We start from the raw sequence: 23,346 nt of genomic DNA on the forward strand, positions 1-23,346 counted from the left end.
TTACATTTTTAACGTTGGCAGCAGCCGTAATAAGTTCATAATACGTGTGCATAATCGTATACACTAGTTGCTAGCAACAGATCAGGAATGGGATTACACCAATGACAAAAACACTTCGTGCATTGAGCATGGGAATTGCTCTCGCAGTGTGCAGCACTCCATCCTTCGCCGATGATCTTCATCAGATTTATCAAAAAGCTCTGGAAAAAGACGCGGTTTTACAACAAGCGATCGCCCAGCGTGACTCAGCGATGGAAGCGATAAGCGTAAGTCGGGCACCATTACTGCCACAAATAAACCTTACCGCAGACTACAGCACGACAGGCAGTAACCGTGACGTAAGAGAATTAGATCGCGGCACCGCAAGCCTGAGCCTTAATCAAAGCATTTATGACCGCTCCAATTGGGTCGGTCTGGATCGTGCTGAAAAAGTCGCCAGTCAAGCTGACACCAATTACCAGGCGGCATTGCAAGATTTAATGGTGCGAGTGAGCGAAGCCTACTTTGATGTGTTGAGCGCACGTGACCAACTTGAATTTGTCCAAGCGACTAAGAAAGCCATTGCCCGCCAATTAGAGCAAACTAAACAACGTTTTGCCGTAGGTCTGACAGCAATCACCGATGTTCACGAAGCGCAGGCGGAATTCGATCAGTCAGTTGCCGACGAAATTGTGGCACTGAATCAACTCGAAAACAGCTATGAAGGCCTCCGTGAAATCACCGGCATGTATCACAAGGACCTGAACGTGTTGAACACCGAACGCTTCAGCCCAGTGCAACCGGACCCGAAACTGTCGAGCGATTGGCAAAAAATGGCCAACGACAAAAACCTCAACCTGATTATCAGTCAGTTGGGTGTTGATATCGCAATGCAAGACATTGAGTTAGCGCAATCTGGTCACTGGCCAACGTTCTCGTTATTCGCTCAGTTGAATGCTGCCGATAACGATTATGACTCCAACCTAATCGGCAAATCGTCATACACCGACAATGTTATCGGTGTGCAGATGAACCTACCAATCTACACTGGTGGTGGCACAACTGCCCAGACTCGCGTCGCTCGCGCTAACTTTGTTGAAGCGAGTCAGGTACTCAATGAAACCTATCGCGCTGTAATGCGTGGCGTGATTAACGCCTATAACAACGTTAAAGCCTCAATCAGTGCCGTTCGAGCGTTCGAACAAACTGTAATTTCTCGGGAAAGCTCACTGCAAGCTACTGAAGCCGGTTTTGAAGTGGGTACTCGTACCATCGTTGACGTTTTAGACTCAACACGAAACTTGTTTGACGCCAAAAGTCGTCTGTCAGATGCGCGCTACAACTACATTCTGAGTGTGGTGCAATTGAAGTTTGCCGCCGGTAACTTGTCTGAGCAGGATATTATTCTGATTAACAATGGCCTAACTCGACCAACCAGCTAGGGTCATTAGCCCATTGAGAGAACAAAAAAGGAGCGCTACGCGCTCCTTTTTTATTTGTTGATGTACTCGGTTACTGTTGCTTGATCTGTTCGATAATCTTTGTCGTTGAACAGCCATCTTCAAAATGCAGTACTTGTACCTCGCCACCATTGGCCCAAACGGCATCGGCACCGGCAATCTCATCAGGCTTATAATCACCACCTTTCACCAACAAGTCAGGCAAGGTCTCGCCAATCACCCGAGCCGGAGTGTCTTCGCTGAAGGGTACCACCCAATCGACATCGCCAAGCGCTGCTAATACAGCCATGCGCCGCTCAATGGGATTTACCGGTCGGCCTTGGCCTTTTAGTCGCGTGACGGAGGCATCATCATTGACAGCAACGATCAGCCGATCGCCCAATGCCCGAGCGGCTTGTAGGTAGGACACATGGCCCGCGTGAAGAATATCGAAACAACCGTTGGTCATCACGATGCGCTCACCCCGAGCTTTCGCTTGTGCAACCGCAAAGCCTAACTGTTGCTCAGTCACCACGCCAAAACCCGATTCGGTGCCTTCGGCAATGGCTTGGGCCAACTCCATTTGTGAAACGGTTGACGTGCCCAGCTTAGCAACCACAATTCCGGCGGCAATGTTAGCCAAAGCGCAAGATTCAGCAATCGGCGTGCCCGCAGCAAGCGACGCAGCTAGTACCGAGATCACCGTGTCGCCAGCACCTGTCACATCAAACACTTCTTTTACCATGGCCGGCAAATGCAGCTCGTCACCATCACCGGAGATAAGTGTCATGCCATGCTCACCTCGGGTCACCAACAGCGCATCTAGCTCGAAATCATGGCGCAATTTATGTGCTTTGGCGACCAGATCGGCCTCGGATTTACACGTTCCAACAACGGCTTCAAACTCGCCAAGGTTGGGCGTTAGTAAGGTCGCCCCGCGGTACTTCTCAAAGTCTGTACCTTTCGGATCAACCAACACAATACGGCCTGCTTTGCGAGCGAGGCGAATGAGCTCAGCCACCTGACTTAGCGCGCCCTTGGCATAATCAGATAACACCACCACATTGGCCTCAACCAATGCCTGTTCAAATGAGGCGGTCATTGGCGCAGCATCAATGGCAGCAAAGCTCTCTTCAAAATCCAAACGGATCAGTTGTTGATGGCGACTAATCACCCGCAGTTTAGTGATGGTCGGCAAGTCTTCAACTTGCTGAAAATCAGTTGCTACACCGACGCCAGTTAATGCGCGCTGCAGCACTTCGGCGGCTTCATCGTTACCTGTCATCCCCAACAGTCGGGTATTAACTTTTAATGCTGCGAGGTTGAGAGCAACGTTAGCAGCTCCGCCAGGTCTGTCGTCAAACTGCTCTACTTTGACAACAGGCACTGGTGCTTCCGGACTAATTCGGCCCGTCGGACCTTGCCAATATCGGTCAAGCATGAGGTCGCCAGCAACGGCAACCTTGGCAGTGGAATAGTCGGGTAAGGTCAATTTCATAGCGGATCCGATCGAAAAGGCTGAGTCAGAAGTTAAGTGGCGCACAGTCTAACACATGGACCACCTCTAGGGAGTCTTGTGTTCTATAGTAGCTTTCATCACATCAGCAGCTTAGTTAGAATAGCCGACTCGTTTTTTTGCAGTCGCTTAATGAATTCATGACAGAAAAGACCCCCGGCGATTTCCAGTGGTTTATGTTGCACCCCAAATATTGGCCGGTGTGGTTTGGCTATGGCTTGCTTTGGCTGTTGGTGCAATTGCCGTTTCGTTGGATTATCGCCATCGGTTATGGTCTAGGCACGTTAGCGGGGGTGTTAATGCCACGCCGCCGCCATATTGCCGCAACCAACATTGAACTATGCTTTCCCGAATTGACGGCGCAGCAACGTCACCAGATGCTCAAACAAAACCTCAAAGAAGCTGGTGCGGCGTTAATGGAAACGGGTATCGCTTGGTTTTGGCCTGAGCGGCGCCTGCGAAAAATCACCGAACTAAAAGGTGTTGAGCATTTCGAGAAGATTCAGCAACAAGGACAAGGTATTGTCTTGCTCGCGTGCCACATGATGAGCTTGGAAGTTGGCTGCCGCCGATTCGCCATCGACTACCCAGCTGGAGGCATTTATCGGCCAAACAAAAACGCCGTGATGGAATACTTTCAGTATCGAGGTCGCAGTCAGACTGGCGCTTTAATGCTCAATCGCAACAATATCAGATCCGCGTTTAAAGCACTGAAAAAGGGGCATGCGGTATGGTATGCACCCGATCAGGATCTCGGTCCTAGACGTTCCATCTTTGTGCCCTACTTCGGCATCCCTGATGCTGCAACAACACCAGCGACCGGTTCGATGGTAGCGCTAGGCAAGGCCGCACTGGTGCCTTTTTTCCAGTACCGCAAAGCCGATGGTTCCGGCTACGTGTTAGAAGTTCAAGCGCCTGTCGAAGATTTTCCAAGTGGTGATGAACATGCCGATACGACTCGCGTCAACGCCATCATTGAGGCGAATGTTCGGCGTCACCCTGAACAATACCTTTGGGTTCACCGACGCTTTAAAACCAGGCCCAATAAAGAGTTGCCTTCTCGATACCAAAAACGCCGCTAGTGCGGCGTTTTGCTGTTACTCAATTGAGCTTGTTAGTTCGACTCGACCCAACTCGCTTTGTCAAAGTCATAGCTCAAACGTCGCCAACCCGGCCCCTCTGGGTCGATTAGCTTGATTTGCCTGACCAGAGCCCCCCACCGAACATACACTTTATCTTGCTCAGCATAATCACTCATCAAGCTATCTGTGGGTTGATTAATGGTTTGTTTTTTATAGCGGTTGTTTTGCCAAGAATAGACCAATAAGCCGGCAAAGCGCTCTTCAACCTGTTGCAACAAAACGATATCTGGCTGGGGGTTACCAACTAATTTATCAAGCCACATTTCTGCAAACGGCTGGCCGTAAGCTTCATAAAGCGTTTGTTGGGTACCATCGGGCATATCAATGGTCAGCACAAACATGCCCTTATTGCAGTCTCCGGTTAAGCTTAGCGACACCCGATACCCCGATTTTTCTTCGGCTAGCGTTTGCTCACAATCAGCTCTAGCTAGGTTGCTGAAGCTGCCGCTCAATATCAGCAAACAAATGCTGCCAAACTGCGATAACTTGTTGCCTTTCATTGCTAAACTCCGTCGCCGAAACCTTTGCCTTTTGCCGCTGAAGCGCCAGATGATGGCCTTTATTGCGATACAAACAATAAGCTTCGGTAAGCTGTGAGGCTTGCTCAGCGGTCAATAATTGCTGCTCTGCCGCAGTCTCAAATATTCTCAGATTATCTGACCAATCAGCCATGCTGGGCAGATCCTGACCAAACCCGAGAACTAAGTATTGAGCAATAAACTCAATATCGGCAATACCGCCGGGATCTTGTTTAAGATCGAACGAATCGTCATCTTTGGAGCCCAGATGGTCGCGCATTTTATGACGCATTTTCACCACTTCAAGCGCCAGCTCCGCCATGTTTCGTGGCAAGCAAACAATCTCTCGTCGCAAGCTTGCAAAGGCATCCAGTAGTTGCTCAGAGCCAAACACAGCTCTGGCTCTTACCAACGCTTGATGCTCCCAGACCCATGCTTCTTGTTTTTGATATTCAGCTAAAGAATCAAGGTGAGTAATCAACAGCCCTGAAGCGCCGGATGGCCGCAAACGCAGGTCAATTTCGTACAACTCACCGCTGTGCGTTCGAGTCGTCATCAAGTGACTAAATCGTTGCACCAACTTCACCAAAAATTGCGTGGTATCAATGGGTTTCTCCCCCGTCGTGACACCGGGCTTGACCATGTGAAAAAACACAATATCGAGGTCAGAATTGTAGCCTAGCTCCAAACCACCGAGCTTGCCGTATCCCAGTACCGCCACACATTGATTGGCACTGGTCCCCCCCTCTGGAGTACCGTGGCGCACGGTCAATTGCTGCCATGCAGCGTGAACGCAATAATCGAGTAAAACTTCTGCCAGCCGAGTCAGATGATCACTGACTTTTGTGATTGGTAATTGACCGGCAACATCAGCTGCTGCGATCCGCAACTGATGAGCTTGTTTAAAGTGCCGCAACGCTTCCATCTGCTGCTCTAAATCATCCTCATCCACCCGCAACATATATTGACGCAATTCATCCTCATAGGCATCAAGTGCTGTTGGCTGATAAAGCTGGGCCGGTTCAAGTAACTCGTCCAACAACATTGGGTGGAAAGCGAGTTGATTGGCGATCCAACTGCTGGCCTGACACAAACTCACCAACTGCTTGAGCGCCTTAGGGTTTTCAAGCAGTAATTCAAGATAGGTCGTTCGGGTTAACACAGGTTCGATGACGCCAAGCACCGAAGGCAGTGTTTGCGCGGGGCGGTCAGTTTGGCACACCGCGGCTAACACCATCGGCATTACCCGTTCCAACGCATCGCGCCCACGCGGTCCTAACTGACGCTTTTTGCTCTTGTCGTAAAAAGTCTGCAGGTCAACTACGAAGCGATCCGGCTCAGCAACCCCAAGCTCTCGGCAAATTCCCTCAACGAGTTCCTGCTGCCAGACGTCTGGCCATAACGGCAGGGCTTGCAAGACCTCCTGTTCTGGCTCCTCGTCGCCCGGCTGTTCACCGATCACCATGGTAAAGCCTTGATGAACAACTTGACGTTGCTGCTCCAGGTCGTCTAGCAACTGTTGCCAACTGCTGCAGCCCATAATGGCGGCAATTCGGGCTTGCTCAAACGCCTCGTCGGGCAAGGTTTGAGTTTGCGCATCTCGAACCCCTTGCAGGGCATGCTCCAGCTTTCGCAAATACCGGTAGCTGTCGGCGAGCGATTGCATATTGGTATCTGGCAGCGCCTTAAGCTGCTCGATAACGGCGAGTGTTTGCAGTAGATTTCTGCCTCGTAGTCCACGCTCCCTGCCTCCGCGCATCAGTTGCACCGCTTGAGCAACGAATTCGACTTCCCGAATACCGCCGGATCCCAGTTTAACGTTTGCTTTCAGCTGCCGACGCCTTACTTCCTGCTCAATCAGTAGTTTCATTTTCCGCAGCGACTGAAACGCTGAAAAATCGATATAGCGACGATAAACAAACGGAGTCAGCAACTGCCGCAATTCGGTGGCATATTCACTGTTATCACCAAGCACCCGAGCCTTCACCATAGCGTAGCGTTCCCACTCGCGGCCATGATGCTGGTAGTAGTCTTCCAAGGCCGAAAATGGCATCACTAACGGCCCACTATCGCCAAATGGTCGCAAGCGCATATCGACCCGAAACACCGAACCATCAGCGGTGGTTTGATTCAGCACATGAATCAATCGCTGACCAAGACGGATGAAAAATTCCTGATTGTCACGTTCGCGTCGAACGCCCTGAGTGGCGCCGGGCTCTGGGTAGGTAAAGATTAAATCAACATCGGAAGAGACATTTAGTTCTTCGCCACCAAGCTTACCCATGCCGATAATCAATAACGGCTGCGGTTGTCCGGTTTTGTTACAGGGGGTTCCCCAACGCTGGACCAAATCCTGATACAGCCAATCATTGGCTTGAACAATAATCTCATCTGCTAGCGCAGACGTGGCTTCGAGCACTTCATCCAAATCTGCGTCGCCTAGTAGGTCGCGCCAAATAATATGAAACTGCAGTAGACGACGGGCTTGACGCAATCGGGTCATTAGCACCGGCTCACTATCGGCGCCTTGAATGTGATGAGTAACTTGCTCGGCGATGCGTTGTTTATTGAGAGCTTGGTTTAGCGAGCCTGACTGCAACCAATCGGCCACGGCGCTCGGATCGTACATCACCACATCAAACAGAAAGTCGGATAAAGCAAAGGCGTGACTGAGTTGGTGTTGGAAAGGGAGAAGATTGGCCACATCGTGGCGATCACTGAGTTTGTGCCATTGCCGCTGACCATGGTCTTGCAAGTCAGTCGCCAAGGCTTGCCATGCGACGGGCTTAATCGTCATGGAAATTCCTTGTAATGTAATTTGAACAGCTAATGCTCATTGCGTGCATCAGCGCCAATAGGGCTCCATCGCTAACGCCGCTTGCTTGCTTTGTTCGACAAGCTCTAACCAGGATTCGCGTTTGCGCTGCAACCAACGCTCAAATGCTTCTTCGTCTTTTAGGTCAATGCCGTTAACGACTCGCTGTAAAAACGCCAGCAGCGCCAACTCTTGACAGCCTCGCAACATGTCATGCCAAGGACCCCGATAGGCTGAAGTTGCTTCAGGGTCGAACATCCGGCGAAAACAATTACCACTGAGTAATGCTCGTTCTAGTCGTTCACAACCTTTGGCGCAATCATCGGCGCTAAGGCATTCATTGGCGGGAAAGCGCTCGGCGACATATTGCTTCGAGTGATCCAATACATCACGCGCCAACTGCGCAACGGGCTCATCTAATTGCGGCTGAGCCAACCCCTCGAGACGCCAATGTTGACAGGTGAGCCACTCACTCAATTGCAATAACCATTGACTATAGTCTCGACTCGATAGTAATGCTGAAGCCAATTTTAAGTTGGTGCTGTTATCACATTCTTTTAACGTCCGGCGAACTTTTTTCTTATCTTCCAGACGTTTCATGTACTGATCTTTTTGCTCTAGTAGGTGCTTGCGGTACAAGGCATCTGCCACCCATTGGAGCTTCACCAACCAGATTTTGGCATTGGCCAGTAAGTTCAATGAGGCCTCATCGAGTATGTCATTGAAGTAATGCCGGATTTGCAGCATCCATAGCAAACCGTGGCGAACTTCCTGTAGCGCGGCAATGCTATCGTTGGCAAAGAACACGTCTTGATTGCTTTGCAACTGCCGCAATGCAGCAGAACTCAATTCAGTCAGCGCTTCTTCAACCGATATTGCGGGGTCTAAGTTGAGTAGCGGTAGAACGACAGGCTCAGGTTCTGGCGCCCCTTCCAACAGCCGATAACCACGAGCAGCTTTACTCGCTTGTCCGGGCCTGACGTCAAATTTTTTGCAGACTTTTTGCGCTAACTTGAAAAGTAATGACGGAGGCCCTTTGACCAGCTCCATTTCCATTTCACAAATCGGCACGCTGCGCTCGCCGCTGCTGATCTCGCCATGATCAATGACCACTTCGACAATGGCGTCATCACTGTAACTGAGCAACCAAGTTTGGCGAGTAAAATTAGTGGTAAACTGCGATAGCAGAGATTCTTGCAATGCTGCGACATCGGTATCATCTGGCCAAATGTCACGATCAAACAAGAATAAATCAGGCCGCCGGCCATCAATAGGCACATTATATTCCGGTCGAGCATGGAGGCCGCCAATCACTTTGCCAGCCGTTTTGATGGTTTGCTCGGAGCGATCATCGACCGTTCGAACTCGTAAACCACAGTCGAGCTGCCGCAATTGTCGATCTGCGGTGTCAAAATAAATATTACTCAGCTGGCGTTGATAGCTTTTGATGACCTGTGGACGCTGTTGCATCCAATTACTGAGTGTTTCCAAGTCGTTGGGGTCAACCAACAGCTTTAACTCAATCTCTGTATCCATGTCTCTTCATCAGTTCTCGATTTGTTCTAAAACAGATCGATCGAACAAATTCTGCCTATTCTTAATTTCGGGTGTACCAACAGCGAAACGTTTCGGTTAACATGCGCGCCGATCAGTAACCGTGCATTTGCGCGGATAAGGATGAACCATGCCATTAACGAACATTATGGGTGTATTTGCCCAGTCGCCGATTAAACCTCTGGTTGAGCATATTAATAAAGTTCACCAGTGCTGCGAAGGTTTAATCCCATTTTTTGAAGCTGTTATCGAAAAAGATTGGTCTCTTGTGGCCGAGTTGCACCGGAATATTTCGCTAGCAGAGAAAGAAGCGGATAGCCTCAAAGCTCAGGCACGAGCGAATTTACCTGCCGGTTTGTTTATGCCGGTAGAGCGCACCGACATGCTGGAGCTTATTGGTCAGCAAGATCGGATGGCAAACTTGGCAAAAGACGTATCGGGCCCTGTTACTGGCCGTAGCCTGGAAATTCCAGCGCCGATGCAAACCGACTTTATGGCTTATGTAAAGCGTTGTATTGATGCCGTTACACAAGCGAAAAAAGCAGTCAACGAACTAGATGAACTATTGGAAACCGGCTTCGCAGGCCGAGAAGCCGATTTAGTTGAAAACATGGTTCGCGAACTAGATGTAATTGAAGATGACACCGATCACATGCAAATTCTGCTGCGCGGTCAACTCCTCAAGTTAGAGTCAGAGATGAACCCAATTGACGTAATGTTCCTGTACAAAATGATGGAACAAATTGGCTCTATTGCTAACCGTGCAGATTCAGCTGGTATCCGTTTGGAACAAATGCTGTCGCGCTCGTAAATATCGCTTTGTAAGGATTTGTAATGGTTGACGTACTCGTTCAACACGGCCCAATGCTGATTGCAATTGCGGCCATCGTAGGCTTTTTCATGGCCTGGGGTATCGGTGCTAATGACGTGGCCAACGCCATGGGAACCTCAGTAGGTTCCAAAGCACTGACCATCAAACAAGCCATTATCGTGGCTATGATTTTTGAATTTGCTGGCGCTTATCTCGCCGGTGGTGAAGTAACCAGCACGATTCGCAAAGGCATTATCGATGCCGGCTACTACACCGACGTTCCCGAGTTGTTAGTATTCGGTATGATTGGCGCCTTGATGGCCGCTGGTTTATGGCTGTTGGTGGCAAGCTACTTGGGCTGGCCAGTATCAACCACTCACTCGATTGTTGGTGCAATCGTTGGCTTCTCTGCTGTTGGCGTTGGTATCGATTCGGTCAGTTGGGGCAAAGTGGGTGGCATCGTTGGTAGCTGGATTGTAACACCGGCAATCTCTGGCTTCCTCGCCTATCTGATTTTCCAATCCGCCCAAAAGCTGATTTTTGACACCGAAAACCCCATTCGTCAGGCCAAGCGCTTTGTACCCATGTACATGGCCTTTGCTGGGTTTGTGATGTCTTTGGTCACGATCAAAAAAGGCCTCAAGCATGTTGGTATGGAGTTCACCAACGTTGAAGCCTACACACTGGCCGTCGCCATTGCGGTGATGATTGGTATCATTGGCGCTGTGCTTATTGGCCGTTTGAAGCTGGATGAAAAAGCCGATCGACGGACTATGTTCATGAACCTCGAACGTATTTTTGCGGTGCTGATGGTGCTAACCGCCTGTTGTATGGCATTTGCCCACGGTTCAAACGATGTTGCTAACGCCATTGGTCCATTGGCTGCTGTTGTTAGTATCGTTCAGCATGACGGTGAAATTGCGAAAAAAGCGGCACTGGCTTGGTGGATTCTGCCACTTGGCGCCGTTGGTATCGTTGCTGGCTTAGCAATTTTCGGTCACCGCGTGATAGCCACCATTGGTAAAGGCATCACCCACCTGACGCCAAGCCGTGGCTTTGCTGCAGAACTTGCTGCCGCTTCAACCGTTGTTATTGCCTCCGGCACAGGCCTGCCGATTTCAACCACTCAGACGTTGGTCGGTGCGGTATTAGGTGTTGGTATGGCTCGTGGTATCGCTGCGCTTAACCTCACCGTTGTGCGCAACATCGTGGTGTCTTGGGTCGTCACTCTGCCAGCGGGTGCAATTCTATCGATTATCTTCTTCTACACGCTCAAGGGAATATTCTCTTAACGGTGTGACTATCTTCATGAGAATCGCTTGAAATATAAGAGGGAGCCCAGGCTCCCTCTTGTTTTTCTGCTCACATCTTCCTAGCATGGGAGCATCGAACATTAGCCCCATCTGCTGACATCTTAATTCTTATGAGATCATTCTGTTTCGCATCAGTTTTCAGCTTGCTGTTGACCCTAGCTACATCTTCCTTCTCGCTCCAAGCGCAGGAGCAAGATAGCTATTTTATTACCGAAGACTTGTACACTTTTATGCACACTGGACCGGGAAAACAATTCCGAATCCTTGGTAGTGTCAACGCATCAACCCCAGTAGTCTTGCTGGAAACCAGCGATGATGGAAAGTTTGCCAAAATTCGCGATGATCGCGAGCGCGAAGGTTGGGTTGAAACATCAACTCTCGCTCAAGGCCAGACCAAGCAGCAGATGATTGATGACCTCAATCAAAAGCTGATGACGGTTAGTACCGATATCAACACCGACAAGGGTGAAATTACTCGCCTTAGTAGCTTGATTGACGAGCTGGAGCAGCAACTGGCAGAACAACGCCAAGTGGTGCAGGAAGCCAATAAGCAGCGCGATGTATTGCAACAACAACTCAACAGCTACACCGATGAGATTGAAATGCAATGGATGATTAATGGCGCGCTGGTTGCGGGTGGTGGCTTGTTGCTAGGTGTCATCCTTTCTTTCTTGCCTCGCCGCAAAAAACGCCAGGACAACTGGATGTAGCGACCACAACTCAAGACGCTATACGGTTGTTCAGACGTCATAATAAAGACTTGAAAAAGGAGTGTTTTAACACTCCTTTGTTGTGCTTATAGAGGCCATTATCAAGTCAACAAATAACTCAGAACGAACTAAACTACCGATACAAATTGAGGTCTTGCTATGTTTCAGGACGCACCGATTTCGCCAGACGCGAATGCCCTGCTTTTCCCTGCTGATGCATCAGCTTCCAGTATTCAATCTCACATCAGCACATTCTTTCTGCAAGATGAGAACACCGTTGTCGAGCAACTATTGGCGCTGCTGCCCGATGATGAGCAGCTCGCCCGACAGCAGAGTCAACAAGCCAGCCTGCTGATTGAGCAAGTCAGGCAACACAATACCGGTGACGGTCTGGACGCATTTCTTCAGCAGTACAGCTTGGAAACCCACGAAGGCATTGTGTTGATGTGCTTGGCAGAAGCGCTACTGCGTATTCCGGATCCTGAAACTGCCGATGCTCTGATCCGCGACAAGCTCTCCACTGCAAATTGGTCACAGCATCTCAAGGCCAGCGATAGTTTGTTCGTTAATGCTTCAACTTGGGGGTTAATGCTGACTGGCAAGGTGATCAGTACACCCGAAAGCCTTGATCCCGAACCCGAAAAATTAGTTGGTAAATTAGTATCCAAACTTGGCGAGCCCATTGTTCGCAAAGCCATGTATGCGGCCATGAAAATCATGGGCAAGCAATTCGTCCTTGGTACCACCATTAAGTCTGCTCTCAAAGCCGCCTCAACAGACCGCAAGGAAGGCTACTGGCATTCGTTTGACATGCTCGGAGAGTCAGCGCTCACTTCCCATGACGCTGCCAGATACCATAACGCCTACTCGCTGGCAATTGAGCAAGTCGCAGATAATCGTGGCGCTGGTGATGCTCGTTCGGCATCGATTTCAATTAAGTTATCAGCCTTGCACCCGCGCTACGAGGAAGCCCAATCAGAACGAGTTTTGGTGGAAATGCGCGACGCCGTACTCAACTTGATTCGCAAAGCCCGGCAACTTGATGTGGGCATCACCATCGACGCCGAGGAAGCGGATCGTCAAGAGCTTGCATTGAAACTGTTTGAATCGCTGTATCGCCATCCTGAGACCAAAGGTTGGGGCCAGTTTGGTATGGTGGTGCAAACTTATTCAAAAGTCGCATTGCCTGTGCTGCAATGGCTTAACGCTCTGGCCAAGCAACAAGGCGATGAAATTCCTGTTCGATTGGTTAAGGGCGCTTATTGGGATACTGAAATCAAGTTAGCGCAGCAACTTGGTTTATCTTACTACCCCGTGTTTACCCGCAAAGCATCAACTGATGTGTCGTATCTGGCCTGCTCACGTTATGCTTTGTCGGAGCAAACCAAAGGCAACCTGTACCCACAATTTGCCACCCATAATGCCCACAGCGTGGTCACTATTTTGAGTTTCGCCGGTGGCCGTAACTTTGAATTTCAACGACTACACGGCATGGGTGAAGATCTGTATGCATTGGTTAAACAACAAAATGCCAATGTCCGCTGCCGCATCTATGCCCCTGTCGGTGATCACAAAGATCTGTTGCCGTATTTAGTCAGGCGATTGTTAGAAAATGGCGCTAACACTTCATTTGTTCACAAGTTGCTTGATCCCAAAGTTGCTCCAGAGCAATTGGCCGCTCATCCAGTGTTACTATTGAAGCAAAAAGCGTCGCTGGCCAATGAGCAAATCGTCATGCCCAAAGATTTGTTCAGTGACCGCTCCAATTCTGCTGGCGTCAACTTACACATATCCGCCCAGCGCCAGCCCTTTGGCGATGAATTGGCGAAGTGGCAAGATCATCAATGGCAAGCTGGCCCCATCATTAACGGCCAACGCCTCCAGTCCGCTGATCCGCGCTTAATACATTGCCCTGCAAAGCTGGAACAAACTGTCGGCCAAGTGTTCGATGCTTCGGCAGCAATCGCCCACCAAGCGATTGCTGCAGCACACACTGGCTTTACGCAATGGCACAAAGTACCAGTAGAGCAGCGCGCACAAACACTTGAGAAACTCGCAGACTTGCTTGAACAAAATAGTGGCGAGTTGATTGCACTGTGCGTACGAGAAGCCGGAAAAACCCTGCAAGACTCCATCGATGAGGTACGCGAAGCGGTCGATTTTTGTCGCTATTACGCCTTACAAGGGCGACAGCTCTGCGCCAAGCCACAATTGATGCCAGGGCCAACAGGCGAATCAAATCTATTGTCGGTTGAAGGCCGAGGCGTGTTCGCCTGCATCAGCCCATGGAACTTTCCATTGGCAATATTCCTCGGGCAAGTGGCTGCGGCGCTGGTTACCGGCAATACGGTGATAGCCAAGCCTGCTGAGCAAACCAGCTTGATCGCAGGGCGAACGGTTGAGCTGATGCTAGATGCCGGTGTGCCCGACTATGCGATTCAGTTGCTGCCAGGCGCAGGAGCAGTCGTTGGCCAACTGTTAAGCGACGATGAGCGAGTCGCAGGGGTTTGCTTTACCGGCTCAACTGCCACTGCCAAGCGAATCAATCTAAGCTTGGCTCAACGTGATGGGGCGATTGTGCCATTGATCGCCGAAACCGGCGGCCAGAATGCCATGATTGTTGATAGTACCGCGCTGCCAGAGCAAATCGTCAAAGATGCTGTGCACTCGGCATTTGCTAGTGCCGGCCAGCGTTGCTCAGCATTAAGAGTACTTTATGTACAAGATGACATCGCCGATCGGGTGATCGAACTGTTGCAGGGGGCAATGGCTGAGCTTCGTGTCGGCTATCCCGGTCACTACGCCAGCGATTTAGGGCCAGTAATTGACGCCAATGCTCAACACAAGCTGTTGGCTCACATCGAACACATTAGCGAGCAAGGCAAACTCATCTACCAAACGCCGCTACCTAAAAAGATTGATGGCCACTTTGTGCCGCCAAGTTTGATTGAAATTAACAGCATCGCTGATCTGAAAGAGGAGAACTTTGGTCCAATATTGCACTTGGTTCGCTACCCAGCCAAAGATTTAGCTCAGGTCATTGACGCTATTAACAATACTGGTTTCGGACTGACTTTGGGGATACATAGCCGCAATGAAGGATTAGCACAGTCAATCGCTAGCCGAGTTCGAGTCGGTAATGTCTATATCAATCGTAATCAGATCGGCGCCATGGTCGGTGTACAACCTTTTGGCGGCCAGGGTTTATCTGGCACTGGCCCTAAAGCTGGTGGCCCTCACTACCTGCAGCGCTTTGTTACTGAACGTACAGTCACCAACAACCTGACGGCCATTGGCGGCAACGCGAACTTATTGAGCCTTGGTGACGCCTAGTTTGCGCTAACTGCGCGAACCTACAAACGTAGCAAGCAGGAAGTCGTTTGCTCTGGCGAAGACCTTCCGCAGCAGGGAAGCTGCGGCAGAGTCATCAGGGATGATTTCTCGGCGAGTCTGAGCTAGGCCGAATGGCTTCCTACTTGCGGTTGATATCAATAGAACAGCGGGCTAGACACAAAAAACGCCGCAATTGCGGCGTTTTTTTCATTAAGCTAAGTGATTACCAATCGCTCAAAGCAGGCAAGCTAAAGCGCTGTCCTTGCATCTCCATCACCACTTTGTTTGGCAAGATAGCGACAATCTGTACCGAATCGTTAATCCAATCTCCCTCTTGGATCTCACTACCGTTGACCTTCACCATTCGCTTTGACGGATCTGACGAATAGGAATGGGCGCTAAACTCCATGGTTGGCACAGAATTTTGAAAGGCTTGCGATTTGCGAGTCAATGGTTCGACTTCATTGCTCACGGCTTGATGTTGTGGTGGTGGCGCAGCTTGCTCGGTTTCCTGAACCGCTTTACGGAACAAAGCCGCCAACTCATCGCCACCAAGACGATCATCATCACCTAGTAACGGCTCCGCCTCGACCAAAGGCGCTTGCTCACCATTGGCAATTCCGGCGTTGACCGGCTGCTGTGGTAATTGATCGGCAGTTGGTTCTGATTCTGGTTCAGGCGCAAGCACAACAGGCGAACGCGGTTTGTAGCGACTGTAATCCACCGTGCCTAATACCTTAATATCTGGCTCTGGTGCTTCGGCAACAATGACTTCAGCTGGCTCAGGCTGACGATTCCAAGGCTGCAACCAGTAACTGAGTAAGACCGCAACAATCACCAAAACAGCAGCAACTAATGGTGGTAGCCAGTTGCTTCGTTTCGTTGGTTTATCAACGCCAGCTTGAGTATGCAAGCTTGGTACATCACCCACTTCAGCATCGCTGGCGTTGCGCTTAAGAGCATCAAGAATGTATGACATTTACAACTCCTGCGATAACTGCAGCGGAACATCGCCCATTTGGGCATTCAGCTGAATCAAAGTTTGATCGCCAGCGATACCATCAGGTTCGAGGTTTTGACTTAACTGGAACCAACGAATGCGCTCCGCCAGTTGGGCATCATAGCGCTTCAAGACTCGAGGTGGCTGGCCCTGCAAAAAGCTCAATTGGGTTTCTAGCCACTGAATTTGCGATGCCGACGCGTTGCTACCAATACTACCTTGATAACCCTGAGGCGGTTGCCACACCAACACCGAAGAGCCCTGATAATGATTGAGCAGCCAATCCATATCGGTCTCTAATTGCTGCCCTGCCATATGTAATTGCACTGACTCGCCCTGCACTCCGGTCAGCACTGCATAGAACTGCATGCCTTGATCATCTTGTAGTTTCAGCAAAGCGGGATGATCGAGCACCGTCAGCCGGTTGATTGGCTGCTGGCTCCACAAACATTGCAAGCCGTAGCGACGCAAACTTTGACAATCGGAGCGAGGCTCATTAACCCCCCATATTGCTGCGAGTTCTTTAAAGCCCTCAGGCAAATTGCGGCTTTGTTGTGCCACTGCCATCCAATCCGATTCGGGTTGCGCTTCGGCAATGACTGGCTCAGGCTTGGCCATTGGCCAGAATTGCCAAATCAGCATCACCAAAACGACGCTAGCGGCCACAGCGGAAATGCCTTGCCACAACCAAGAATTGCTTTGGCTGGTGTCCTCAACCAAACCTTGCACTTCTCTCGAAGCGGCTTTGAGCAACTTACCGTCCACTTGCCATTGCTGAGCAGCATAGGCAGCAAGCATTGAGCGATCACATAGCAAATTGATCAATCGCGGCACGCCACCCGATAATTTATGTAGTTTATTCAGTGCATTGCGAGTGAATACTGGGCGCTGACAACCGGCTACTTTTAGTCGGTGCTGGACATATTGAATCACTTCATCACGAGTCAATGGCAGCAAGTGATAGCGCGCCGTAATGCGTTGGGCTAACTGGCGCAGTTCGCGCTGACGAAGTAATTCCTGCAACTCGGGTTGGCCAATTAAAATGACCTTTAGCAGCTTTTTCTTATTGGTTTCAAGGTTAGTCAGCAGGCGCAGCTGCTCTAACACTTCAGGCCGCAAATGCTGCGCTTCATCGATAATCAACACCGTATTTTCACCAGCCTCATGGCGTTCAAGCAAATGATCGCGCAAGCGATCGAACAACACCTTGATAGTGTCTTGATGAATCTCGTACGGCAAATGCAATTCGTCGCATATGGCTGCGAGTAATTCTTGTGCATCAAGAGCTGGATTAAGAATAAAGGCAGTGCGGGTGTTCTCCGGCAATTGCTCCAGCAAACAACGGCAAACCGTGGTTTTGCCGGTACCAACCTCTCCCGTCAGCAGCACAAAACCGCCGGTATCGTTAAACCCAAAAGTCAGGTGCGCTAGCGCTTCGCGGTGGCGGTCGCTTAAAAACAGGTAGGCTGGGTCTGGGGCAATTGAAAAGGGAACCTCAGAGAGACCAAAAAATTCGGTATACATAGTGGCTTTTTGTCCGTGCGTTGGCGTCAAGGTATCGCCTGCATCAAGCGTTGTCAAAGCCCAACCACATTGGCTTTGAGCTGGGCCCTCGGATATTGATTTGAGTTGTACGGTTTTTACCAGCAGTGGTAGGCTGTGCCATCATTAAATGGGTATGACATAAGCAACAAAACACGATGCAGATTTATTTGGTTGGTGGCGCAGTTCGAGATCAATTACTCAATCACTCGTTTCATGAGCGAGATTGGGTTGTCGTAGGCGCCACTCCCGAGCAAATGTTAGCCAAAGGTTTCACTCAGGTTGGTAAAGACTTTCCGGTTTTCTTGCATCCCAAAAGCAAAGAGGAGTATGCCTTAGCTCGCACCGAGCGCAAAGCAGGACACGGCTACACCGGCTTTACTGTGCATGCCAGTCCAGATGTCACCCTTGAGCAAGATCTATTGCGCCGCGATTTAACCATCAATGCCATTGCTCAGGCCGATGATGGCAGCCTAGTCGATCCGTTTAATGGTCAAGCTGACATCAACAATCGTGTGCTGCGCCACGTCTCCAACGCTTTTGTTGAAGACCCATTGAGAGTATTGCGAGTAGCGCGCTTTGCTGCCCGCTATCACGACTATGGCTTCACCATAGCGGCGGAAACACTGTCACTAATGACCGAGCTGGCCCGTAGTGGTGAGTTAGCACACTTGACACCCGAGCGAGTGTGGAAAGAAACCCAGCGCAGTTTGGTTGGCCCTAACCCGCAAATTTACTTCCAAACGCTGCGACAATGCGATGCTCTGAACGTACTGTTCCCTGAGCTAGAGGCGCTTTATGGCGTGCCCAATCCAGTTCGCTGGCACCCAGAAATCGATACCGGTGTACACACCATGATGGTGCTAGAGCAAGCAGCAAAACTCACAGCCACCAGCACCATACGCTTTGCAGCATTACTTCACGATTTAGGTAAAGCACTGACGCCACCGGAGCATTGGCCGTCACACCATGGCCATGAGCTATTGGGGTTACCACTAATCAATGGCATTTGTGATCGTTTTAAATTGCCGAATGATCATCGCGACTTGGCCCTGTTGGTCGGCGAACTCCACGGTAAAGTGCATCGCGCGTTTGAGTTGCGAGCCGATACCATCGTCAACATGCTCAATCAGCTCGACGCTTGGCGAAAACCACAGCGCTTCGATGAGTTTTTAATGGCTTGCGAAGCTGATCATCGTGGCAGATTAAATTTCGAACAACTGCCCTATCCTCAGGGCGATTACCTCCGGCGCTGCTATGAAGCCGCCAACGCCGTCAATGTCCAGGAAATCATTGCCTCCGGCATCCAAGGTTCTGCCATTCGGTCAGAGCTTGAAAAGCGTCGCGAAGCGGCCATTAGTGCAATAAAGCAAGAACTTTGACGGACCCCACATCGACGCACTGATAACGAATTAGACTTGTTGGTGGAGGTGATGAATATGCTCAGCCAACACCCCGGTTTGATTTTACATGGCGAATCCCTACGCCGAGCGATTCGATGGATGTCTGACTTTCACGCGCATGACCAACATGCAGTTGAAGAGGCCTGTTTGCGCTTTGATTTATCGCCGCTAGAGCAGGAGTTTCTGCTGCAATATTTTGTTTTTCCAACCGACAACCAGAGATGAAAAAAGCCGCAGGGCAAAATGCCGCTGCGGCTCTTTATTCAACTGGTTGTCAGTAGCCAAATTAATCGGCAACTGCCATCTCTAGGATTTCGCGACTCTCTTTAAGCGTGATCGCTTGGTTTTCGCCGAGCTCGACCATGCCATGACTCTCTAGCTGGTCAATAATAGCGTCAATGGCGCTGGCCTTATCCGTTTGATGTTCGGTCAATTGGGTGGCGACCTGCAAACTGTGATAGAACAACTCCATTTCAACAATCGTTTGCTCCGCAACATCATCACCACTAAGACCAAACACGTTGCGCCCGAGTTGCTCCAGCTTGGCTTGTTTGAAGTTCATTTGATTACGCAGCAACGATGGCTGAACAATCGCCAAAGAACGAGCATGATCAACACCGTACAGCGCAGTGAGTTCGTGACCAATCATGTGAGTCGCCCAGTCTTGGCTAACCCCCGCGCCAATCAAGCCGTTGAGTGCTTGGTTGGCCGTCCACATCAAATTGGCGCGCCATTCATCGTTATCACGCTGGTCAAATTTGCCACCGAGCACTCGCAAATTTTTCAACAGCGCTTCGGCATAACCGTCTTGAACCATCGCTCCGGCTGGAGAGGTCAAGTACTGCTCACAAATGTGCACCCACGCATCAACGATACCATTGACCAACTGGCGTTCTGGCAATGTCTTCATCACATCAGGATCAAGCACCGCAAACTTGGGCTGAACGGCGTCAGCGAAAAACGGCAGTTTATCGTGGGTTGCTGCCTTGGTAACAACTGCCGCAGGATTGGATTCTGAACCAGTTGCAGGCAACGTCAAAACAACTCCGAGAGGCACAGCTTCAGCGACTTGATGAACGCCAGTCATGATATCCCAGCTGTCACCTTCATATTTTGCTGCTGCCGCAGCAAATTTAGAACCATCAATCACCGAGCCGCCACCAACAGCAAGAATAAAGTCTAAATCTTGCTCTTTGATCAGGGCCACAGCCTTGTCCATGGTTTCTTTCGTTGGGTTTGGCTCGACACCAGAAAACTCAGTCCATTGGTGCTCTTTGAGTGCTTCTGCAACTTGATCATAAACGCCGTTACGTTTGATCGAGCCACCGCCATAAATGACTAACACTTTACTATCCGCTGGAATAGCCTGAGCGATGGCTTGTATTTGGCCTTGGCCAAAATGAATTTGGGTGTGATTTACGTATGAAAATTTCATTCTCAGCCTCTTTTTAATGTAATGAGCAAAACTAGTCGGCAATTTTCGAAAAGCATAATAATCCCAATAAAGATAGTTAATAACCGCAATTAATCGAAATTTATTGCCTATTTCTATCAAAAAAGGTTTACTAGCCACTTATCAGCAGATAGAGGTAGTCCATGCTTAGCCAGCTCATGCAGTCGTATGTCGACCAACACGGGTTAAATGACCGCGAGGGCATTATCGATACGGTAATTGAAGGCGTTCGGTTTTATCGCTCCAGTGTCGGCTGTGAGCGCCAGCCCTTGCTCTATCAATCTGGCGTCATTATTTTGGCCCAAGGCTGCAAGACCATTCATCTGGCTGAGCAACACGTCAACTATGGGCCAGGCGATTACCTAGTGCTTGGCGTGCCAATGCCACTGGAGTGTGAGGCGTTTGCGGTTGATGGAAAGCCATTACTGGGATTGAACATCGATGTTGAACCGTCATTGTTACACCAGCAAGTTGATCAGCTCATTCGGTTTGGCTATCAGTGTGCGTCAGAGCGCTGCAATCCTGACTTGGGACTGCACTCAGTGCAGTTGGATGAGCGGATGGCGGATGCCGTCAAGCGCTTGTTAATCGCTCTGCAATCAGATGCCGAAGCCAACATCATCGGCTCAGCCATCGTTGCTGAGATTATCTATTACATTTTGATTGGCCCCAAAGGTCATGTGCTATTCGATCTTGCCCAGCACGACGGCCATTACGCCCGTATTGCTCGAGTGCTCAATCGCATTCATCAAACCTATGCTGAAACAATCACAGTGGAAGATTTGGCGGCCGCAGCCAACATGAGCGTCTCAGCGTTTCATCGTTCATTTCGGCAAGTGACTTTGGAGTCACCATTACAATACTTGAAGAAAGTGCGCCTCATGAAAGCCAAGGAATTAATTGTCAATGAAGGCAAACGCGCTAATGACGCAGCGTTAATGGTTGGCTATAGCAGCCCATCACAGTTCAGTCGCGAATTTAAGCGCCATTTTAATGCCACTCCAAAAGCTGTAGCGAGTTAAATTGGCATGGCATTGCAGCTGGTTACAGTTGCGACCAGCCAAAAGCAAACAAACCGATGCCAAGCAACGCTCGGTAGATCACAAACGGCGTCATGCCGATACGATCAATCAGCTTAAGAAAGTAGTGGATACAAAGGTATGCACTCACCGCGGCAAGAAATGCACCGAGCAGTAAGATGCCCCAGTCTGCAGATTCTGATGAGCTCGCCAGCGCCATGGTGCGATTGGCGGTTGCTAACATAATGACTGGAATCGACATCAAGAAGCTATAGCGTGCTGCGGCTTGGCGCGTCAAACCCAGCATCAAACCTGCAGTGATGGTAATACCGGAACGGCTAGTGCCAGGGATCAGTGCCAGAGCTTGAGCCAGACCTAGGATGACAGATTGGTGCCAGCCGACACTGTACTCATCGCGATCACCTTTGCAAAAACGATCTGACCACCACAGTAGAGGGGCAAACAGCAGCGTGGTAGTGGCGATCACCCAGATAGAACGCAAATACCCTTCAATCAACGACGAGCAGCAAAGGCCAACGATCACTGCCGGTATCGTCGCCACAATAACAGTCCATGCCAAGCGTGATTCACCACTGTGCTGGCCACCAAGTGAGGCCAACCAAGCCTGAAGTAAACTCTTTACTTCATGGCGAAAATAGCCGACCACCGCGATAAGCGAGCCAGCATGCACCGCGACATCGAATGCTAACCCTTGATCATCCCAACCAAATAACTGCGAAGGCAAAATCAAATGAGCAGAGCTAGAAATGGGCAGGAATTCGGTGAGCCCTTGAATCAAGGCTAACAAAATAGCTTCAAATACCGACATAGGACATCCCTGTTACATTGATTCAATCAATACCAATCGAATGGAATTGGCTTTAAATTTTGTTGGTGCGGGTAACTGGCCCACATTTCCTGGTAGTTTTGCTGAGTAAGCGGGTGGCGCAATTGCGGCGCCACTTCAGCCAACGGCCAAAGCACAAAGGCATTCTCAGTAATTTCATGGCGAGGAATTTGTACGCCCTCGTCACAGATCACATCGTCATACAGCAGCAAATCCAAATCAAGGGTTCGATTACTAAACTTCTCTGCCGTTTTGCAACGGCCGTTATCAAGTTCTATCGCCTTTAAGCGTTGTGCTACTTGTTGCGGCGATTGCTCAGTCTGCGCGCCAATGACTAAGTTGTAAAACGCTGGGCCGTTAAAACCAACCGCTTCACTCTCATACACTTGCGATACCACTAGAGCACCAAATTCGGCAACCAACGCCTGCCGAGCCGCGCGAATATTTGCCGCTCTATTGATGTTGCTACCAACGCTGATGTAAACCTGAGCCATACTGTTAGTCTGCTCGGCGGACAATTTGCAAGCCGACGGATTTGGCAGCTTTGACGGCACCCGGCTTGTGAACCGTCAATGCAACTTGTTTGACCCCAAATTCAACAAGAATAATTTGTGCCACCTGTTCAATCAGCGTCTCGAGCAGCTCAACGCGAGCATTTTTAACATGTTCGATAACGCGATTTGACACCGCTTCGTAGTCTAATGTGTCAGCCAAATCATCGGATGCGGCAGCCGCTGCGATATCGGTTGTCATTTCGATATCAAAAAGCAGAGTTTGTTGAATCTTTTTTTCCCAATCGTAAACCCCAATCACGGTGTCTACGCTCAGGCTTTGAATAAACACAGTGTCGGTCAAAACTTGGAGCTCTTTGGTTAGATTATCGGCTGGTCGGATAGGGCTAGCCATGCTAGCGTTGTAGGCTACGCACCCTAACTGCGCCCGAATATACCTT

The 23,346-nt window shown here is 50.0% G+C and carries 19 protein-coding genes; 9 read left to right on the plus strand and 10 right to left on the minus strand.

The features are described 5' to 3' along the window. Nucleotides 1-101 precede the first annotated feature (101 nt). Nucleotides 102-1,421: an outer membrane channel protein TolC gene (gene tolC, locus CBE68_RS10770; protein WP_087506096.1), complete on the plus strand. Its 1,320-nt coding sequence runs from the start codon at nt 102-104 to the stop codon at nt 1,419-1,421. Nucleotides 1,422-1,491: 70 nt separating this feature from the next. On the opposite strand, the gene hldE is transcribed toward tolC, so the two are convergent. Then, the gene (gene hldE, locus CBE68_RS10775; protein ID WP_087506097.1) at nt 1,492-2,916 is read right to left on the minus strand and encodes a bifunctional D-glycero-beta-D-manno-heptose-7-phosphate kinase/D-glycero-beta-D-manno-heptose 1-phosphate adenylyltransferase HldE; all 1,425 of its coding nucleotides are present in this window, start codon (nt 2,914-2,916) and stop codon (nt 1,492-1,494) included. Nucleotides 2,917-3,074: 158 nt separating this feature from the next. On the opposite strand from hldE, the gene lpxL reads away from it, so the two are divergent. Then, entirely contained in the window at nt 3,075-4,016 is a 942-nt protein-coding gene (lpxL, locus tag CBE68_RS10780; protein ID WP_087506098.1) for an LpxL/LpxP family Kdo(2)-lipid IV(A) lauroyl/palmitoleoyl acyltransferase, read from the plus strand. Between the two features lie 32 nt (nt 4,017-4,048). On the opposite strand, the gene CBE68_RS10785 is transcribed toward lpxL, so the two are convergent. The 3 genes from CBE68_RS10785 to CBE68_RS10795 are packed head-to-tail and all read right to left on the minus strand — an operon-like array spanning nt 4,049 to nt 8,945. Beyond that, nucleotides 4,049-4,576 (minus strand): hypothetical protein, encoded by a 528-nt coding sequence (locus tag CBE68_RS10785; protein ID WP_087506099.1) that lies wholly within the window; start codon nt 4,574-4,576, stop codon nt 4,049-4,051. Then, entirely contained in the window at nt 4,500-7,391 is a 2,892-nt protein-coding gene (glnE, locus tag CBE68_RS10790; RefSeq protein WP_087506100.1) for a bifunctional [glutamate--ammonia ligase]-adenylyl-L-tyrosine phosphorylase/[glutamate--ammonia-ligase] adenylyltransferase, read from the minus strand. The genes CBE68_RS10785 and glnE overlap by 77 nt, the downstream gene beginning before the upstream one ends. Nucleotides 7,392-7,439: 48 nt before the next feature. Then, nucleotides 7,440-8,945: a CYTH domain-containing protein gene (locus tag CBE68_RS10795; protein WP_087506101.1), complete on the minus strand. Its 1,506-nt coding sequence runs from the start codon at nt 8,943-8,945 to the stop codon at nt 7,440-7,442. A 148-nt stretch (nt 8,946-9,093) separates the two neighbouring features. Here CBE68_RS10795 and CBE68_RS10800 point away from each other — a divergent pair, with 148 nt between their 5' ends. The 4 genes from CBE68_RS10800 to putA all read left to right on the plus strand — a co-directional run bounded on the left by CBE68_RS10800 (nt 9,094) and on the right by putA (nt 15,130). After that, a complete protein-coding gene (locus CBE68_RS10800) occupies nt 9,094-9,774 on the plus strand; it encodes a TIGR00153 family protein (RefSeq protein ID WP_087506102.1) in 681 nt (226 codons plus the stop codon). A 23-nt stretch (nt 9,775-9,797) separates the two neighbouring features. Further along, nucleotides 9,798-11,066, plus strand: a complete 1,269-nt coding sequence (locus CBE68_RS10805) for an inorganic phosphate transporter (RefSeq protein WP_087506103.1) — start codon at nt 9,798-9,800, stop codon at nt 11,064-11,066. Nucleotides 11,067-11,230: 164 nt separating this feature from the next. Further along, complete coding sequence (locus tag CBE68_RS10810; RefSeq protein ID WP_158100576.1) at nt 11,231-11,797, plus strand: TIGR04211 family SH3 domain-containing protein; 567 nt, start codon at nt 11,231-11,233, stop codon at nt 11,795-11,797. Nucleotides 11,798-11,956: 159 nt separating this feature from the next. Next, on the plus strand, nt 11,957-15,130 hold the full coding sequence (gene putA, locus CBE68_RS10815) for a bifunctional proline dehydrogenase/L-glutamate gamma-semialdehyde dehydrogenase PutA (RefSeq protein WP_087506105.1): 3,174 nt from the start codon (nt 11,957-11,959) through the stop codon (nt 15,128-15,130). A gap of 223 nt (nt 15,131-15,353) precedes the next feature. Here the strand turns inward: putA and CBE68_RS10820 are convergent, their stop codons facing one another. Both CBE68_RS10820 and CBE68_RS10825 read right to left on the minus strand, forming a co-directional pair. Then, nucleotides 15,354-16,109 (minus strand): general secretion pathway protein GspB, encoded by a 756-nt coding sequence (locus CBE68_RS10820; RefSeq protein WP_087506106.1) that lies wholly within the window; start codon nt 16,107-16,109, stop codon nt 15,354-15,356. Further along, nucleotides 16,110-17,654 carry an ExeA family protein gene (locus CBE68_RS10825; RefSeq protein WP_087506123.1) on the minus strand — a complete coding sequence of 515 codons (1,545 nt, stop codon included), beginning with the start codon at nt 17,652-17,654 and terminating at the stop codon, nt 16,110-16,112. 176 nt (nt 17,655-17,830) lie between these two features. On the opposite strand from CBE68_RS10825, the gene CBE68_RS10830 reads away from it, so the two are divergent. Beyond that, on the plus strand, nt 17,831-19,054 hold the full coding sequence (locus CBE68_RS10830) for a multifunctional CCA addition/repair protein (RefSeq protein ID WP_087506107.1): 1,224 nt from the start codon (nt 17,831-17,833) through the stop codon (nt 19,052-19,054). A gap of 51 nt (nt 19,055-19,105) precedes the next feature. Beyond that, nucleotides 19,106-19,300: a hypothetical protein gene (locus CBE68_RS10835; protein ID WP_229744739.1), complete on the plus strand. Its 195-nt coding sequence runs from the start codon at nt 19,106-19,108 to the stop codon at nt 19,298-19,300. A gap of 61 nt (nt 19,301-19,361) precedes the next feature. On the opposite strand, the gene CBE68_RS10840 is transcribed toward CBE68_RS10835, so the two are convergent. Beyond that, complete coding sequence (locus tag CBE68_RS10840) at nt 19,362-20,510, minus strand: iron-containing alcohol dehydrogenase (protein WP_087506108.1); 1,149 nt, start codon at nt 20,508-20,510, stop codon at nt 19,362-19,364. 161 nt (nt 20,511-20,671) lie between these two features. On the opposite strand from CBE68_RS10840, the gene CBE68_RS10845 reads away from it, so the two are divergent. Then, on the plus strand, nt 20,672-21,550 hold the full coding sequence (locus CBE68_RS10845; protein ID WP_229744740.1) for an AraC family transcriptional regulator: 879 nt from the start codon (nt 20,672-20,674) through the stop codon (nt 21,548-21,550). A gap of 22 nt (nt 21,551-21,572) precedes the next feature. Here the strand turns inward: CBE68_RS10845 and CBE68_RS10850 are convergent, their stop codons facing one another. Genes CBE68_RS10850 through folB form a run of 3 tightly spaced genes read right to left on the minus strand, consistent with a single transcriptional unit; the run spans nt 21,573 to nt 23,300 of the window. Continuing rightward, complete coding sequence (locus CBE68_RS10850; RefSeq protein WP_087506109.1) at nt 21,573-22,376, minus strand: undecaprenyl-diphosphate phosphatase; 804 nt, start codon at nt 22,374-22,376, stop codon at nt 21,573-21,575. 26 nt (nt 22,377-22,402) lie between these two features. Continuing rightward, on the minus strand, nt 22,403-22,888 hold the full coding sequence (folK, locus tag CBE68_RS10855; RefSeq protein ID WP_087506110.1) for a 2-amino-4-hydroxy-6-hydroxymethyldihydropteridine diphosphokinase: 486 nt from the start codon (nt 22,886-22,888) through the stop codon (nt 22,403-22,405). Between the two features lie 4 nt (nt 22,889-22,892). Beyond that, on the minus strand, nt 22,893-23,300 hold the full coding sequence (gene folB, locus CBE68_RS10860; protein WP_087506111.1) for a dihydroneopterin aldolase: 408 nt from the start codon (nt 23,298-23,300) through the stop codon (nt 22,893-22,895). Nucleotides 23,301-23,346: the final 46 nt, after the last annotated feature.

This window comes from Neiella marina (genome assembly GCF_002165625.1).
GTDB classification, from domain to species: domain Bacteria; phylum Pseudomonadota; class Gammaproteobacteria; order Enterobacterales; family Neiellaceae; genus Neiella; species Neiella marina.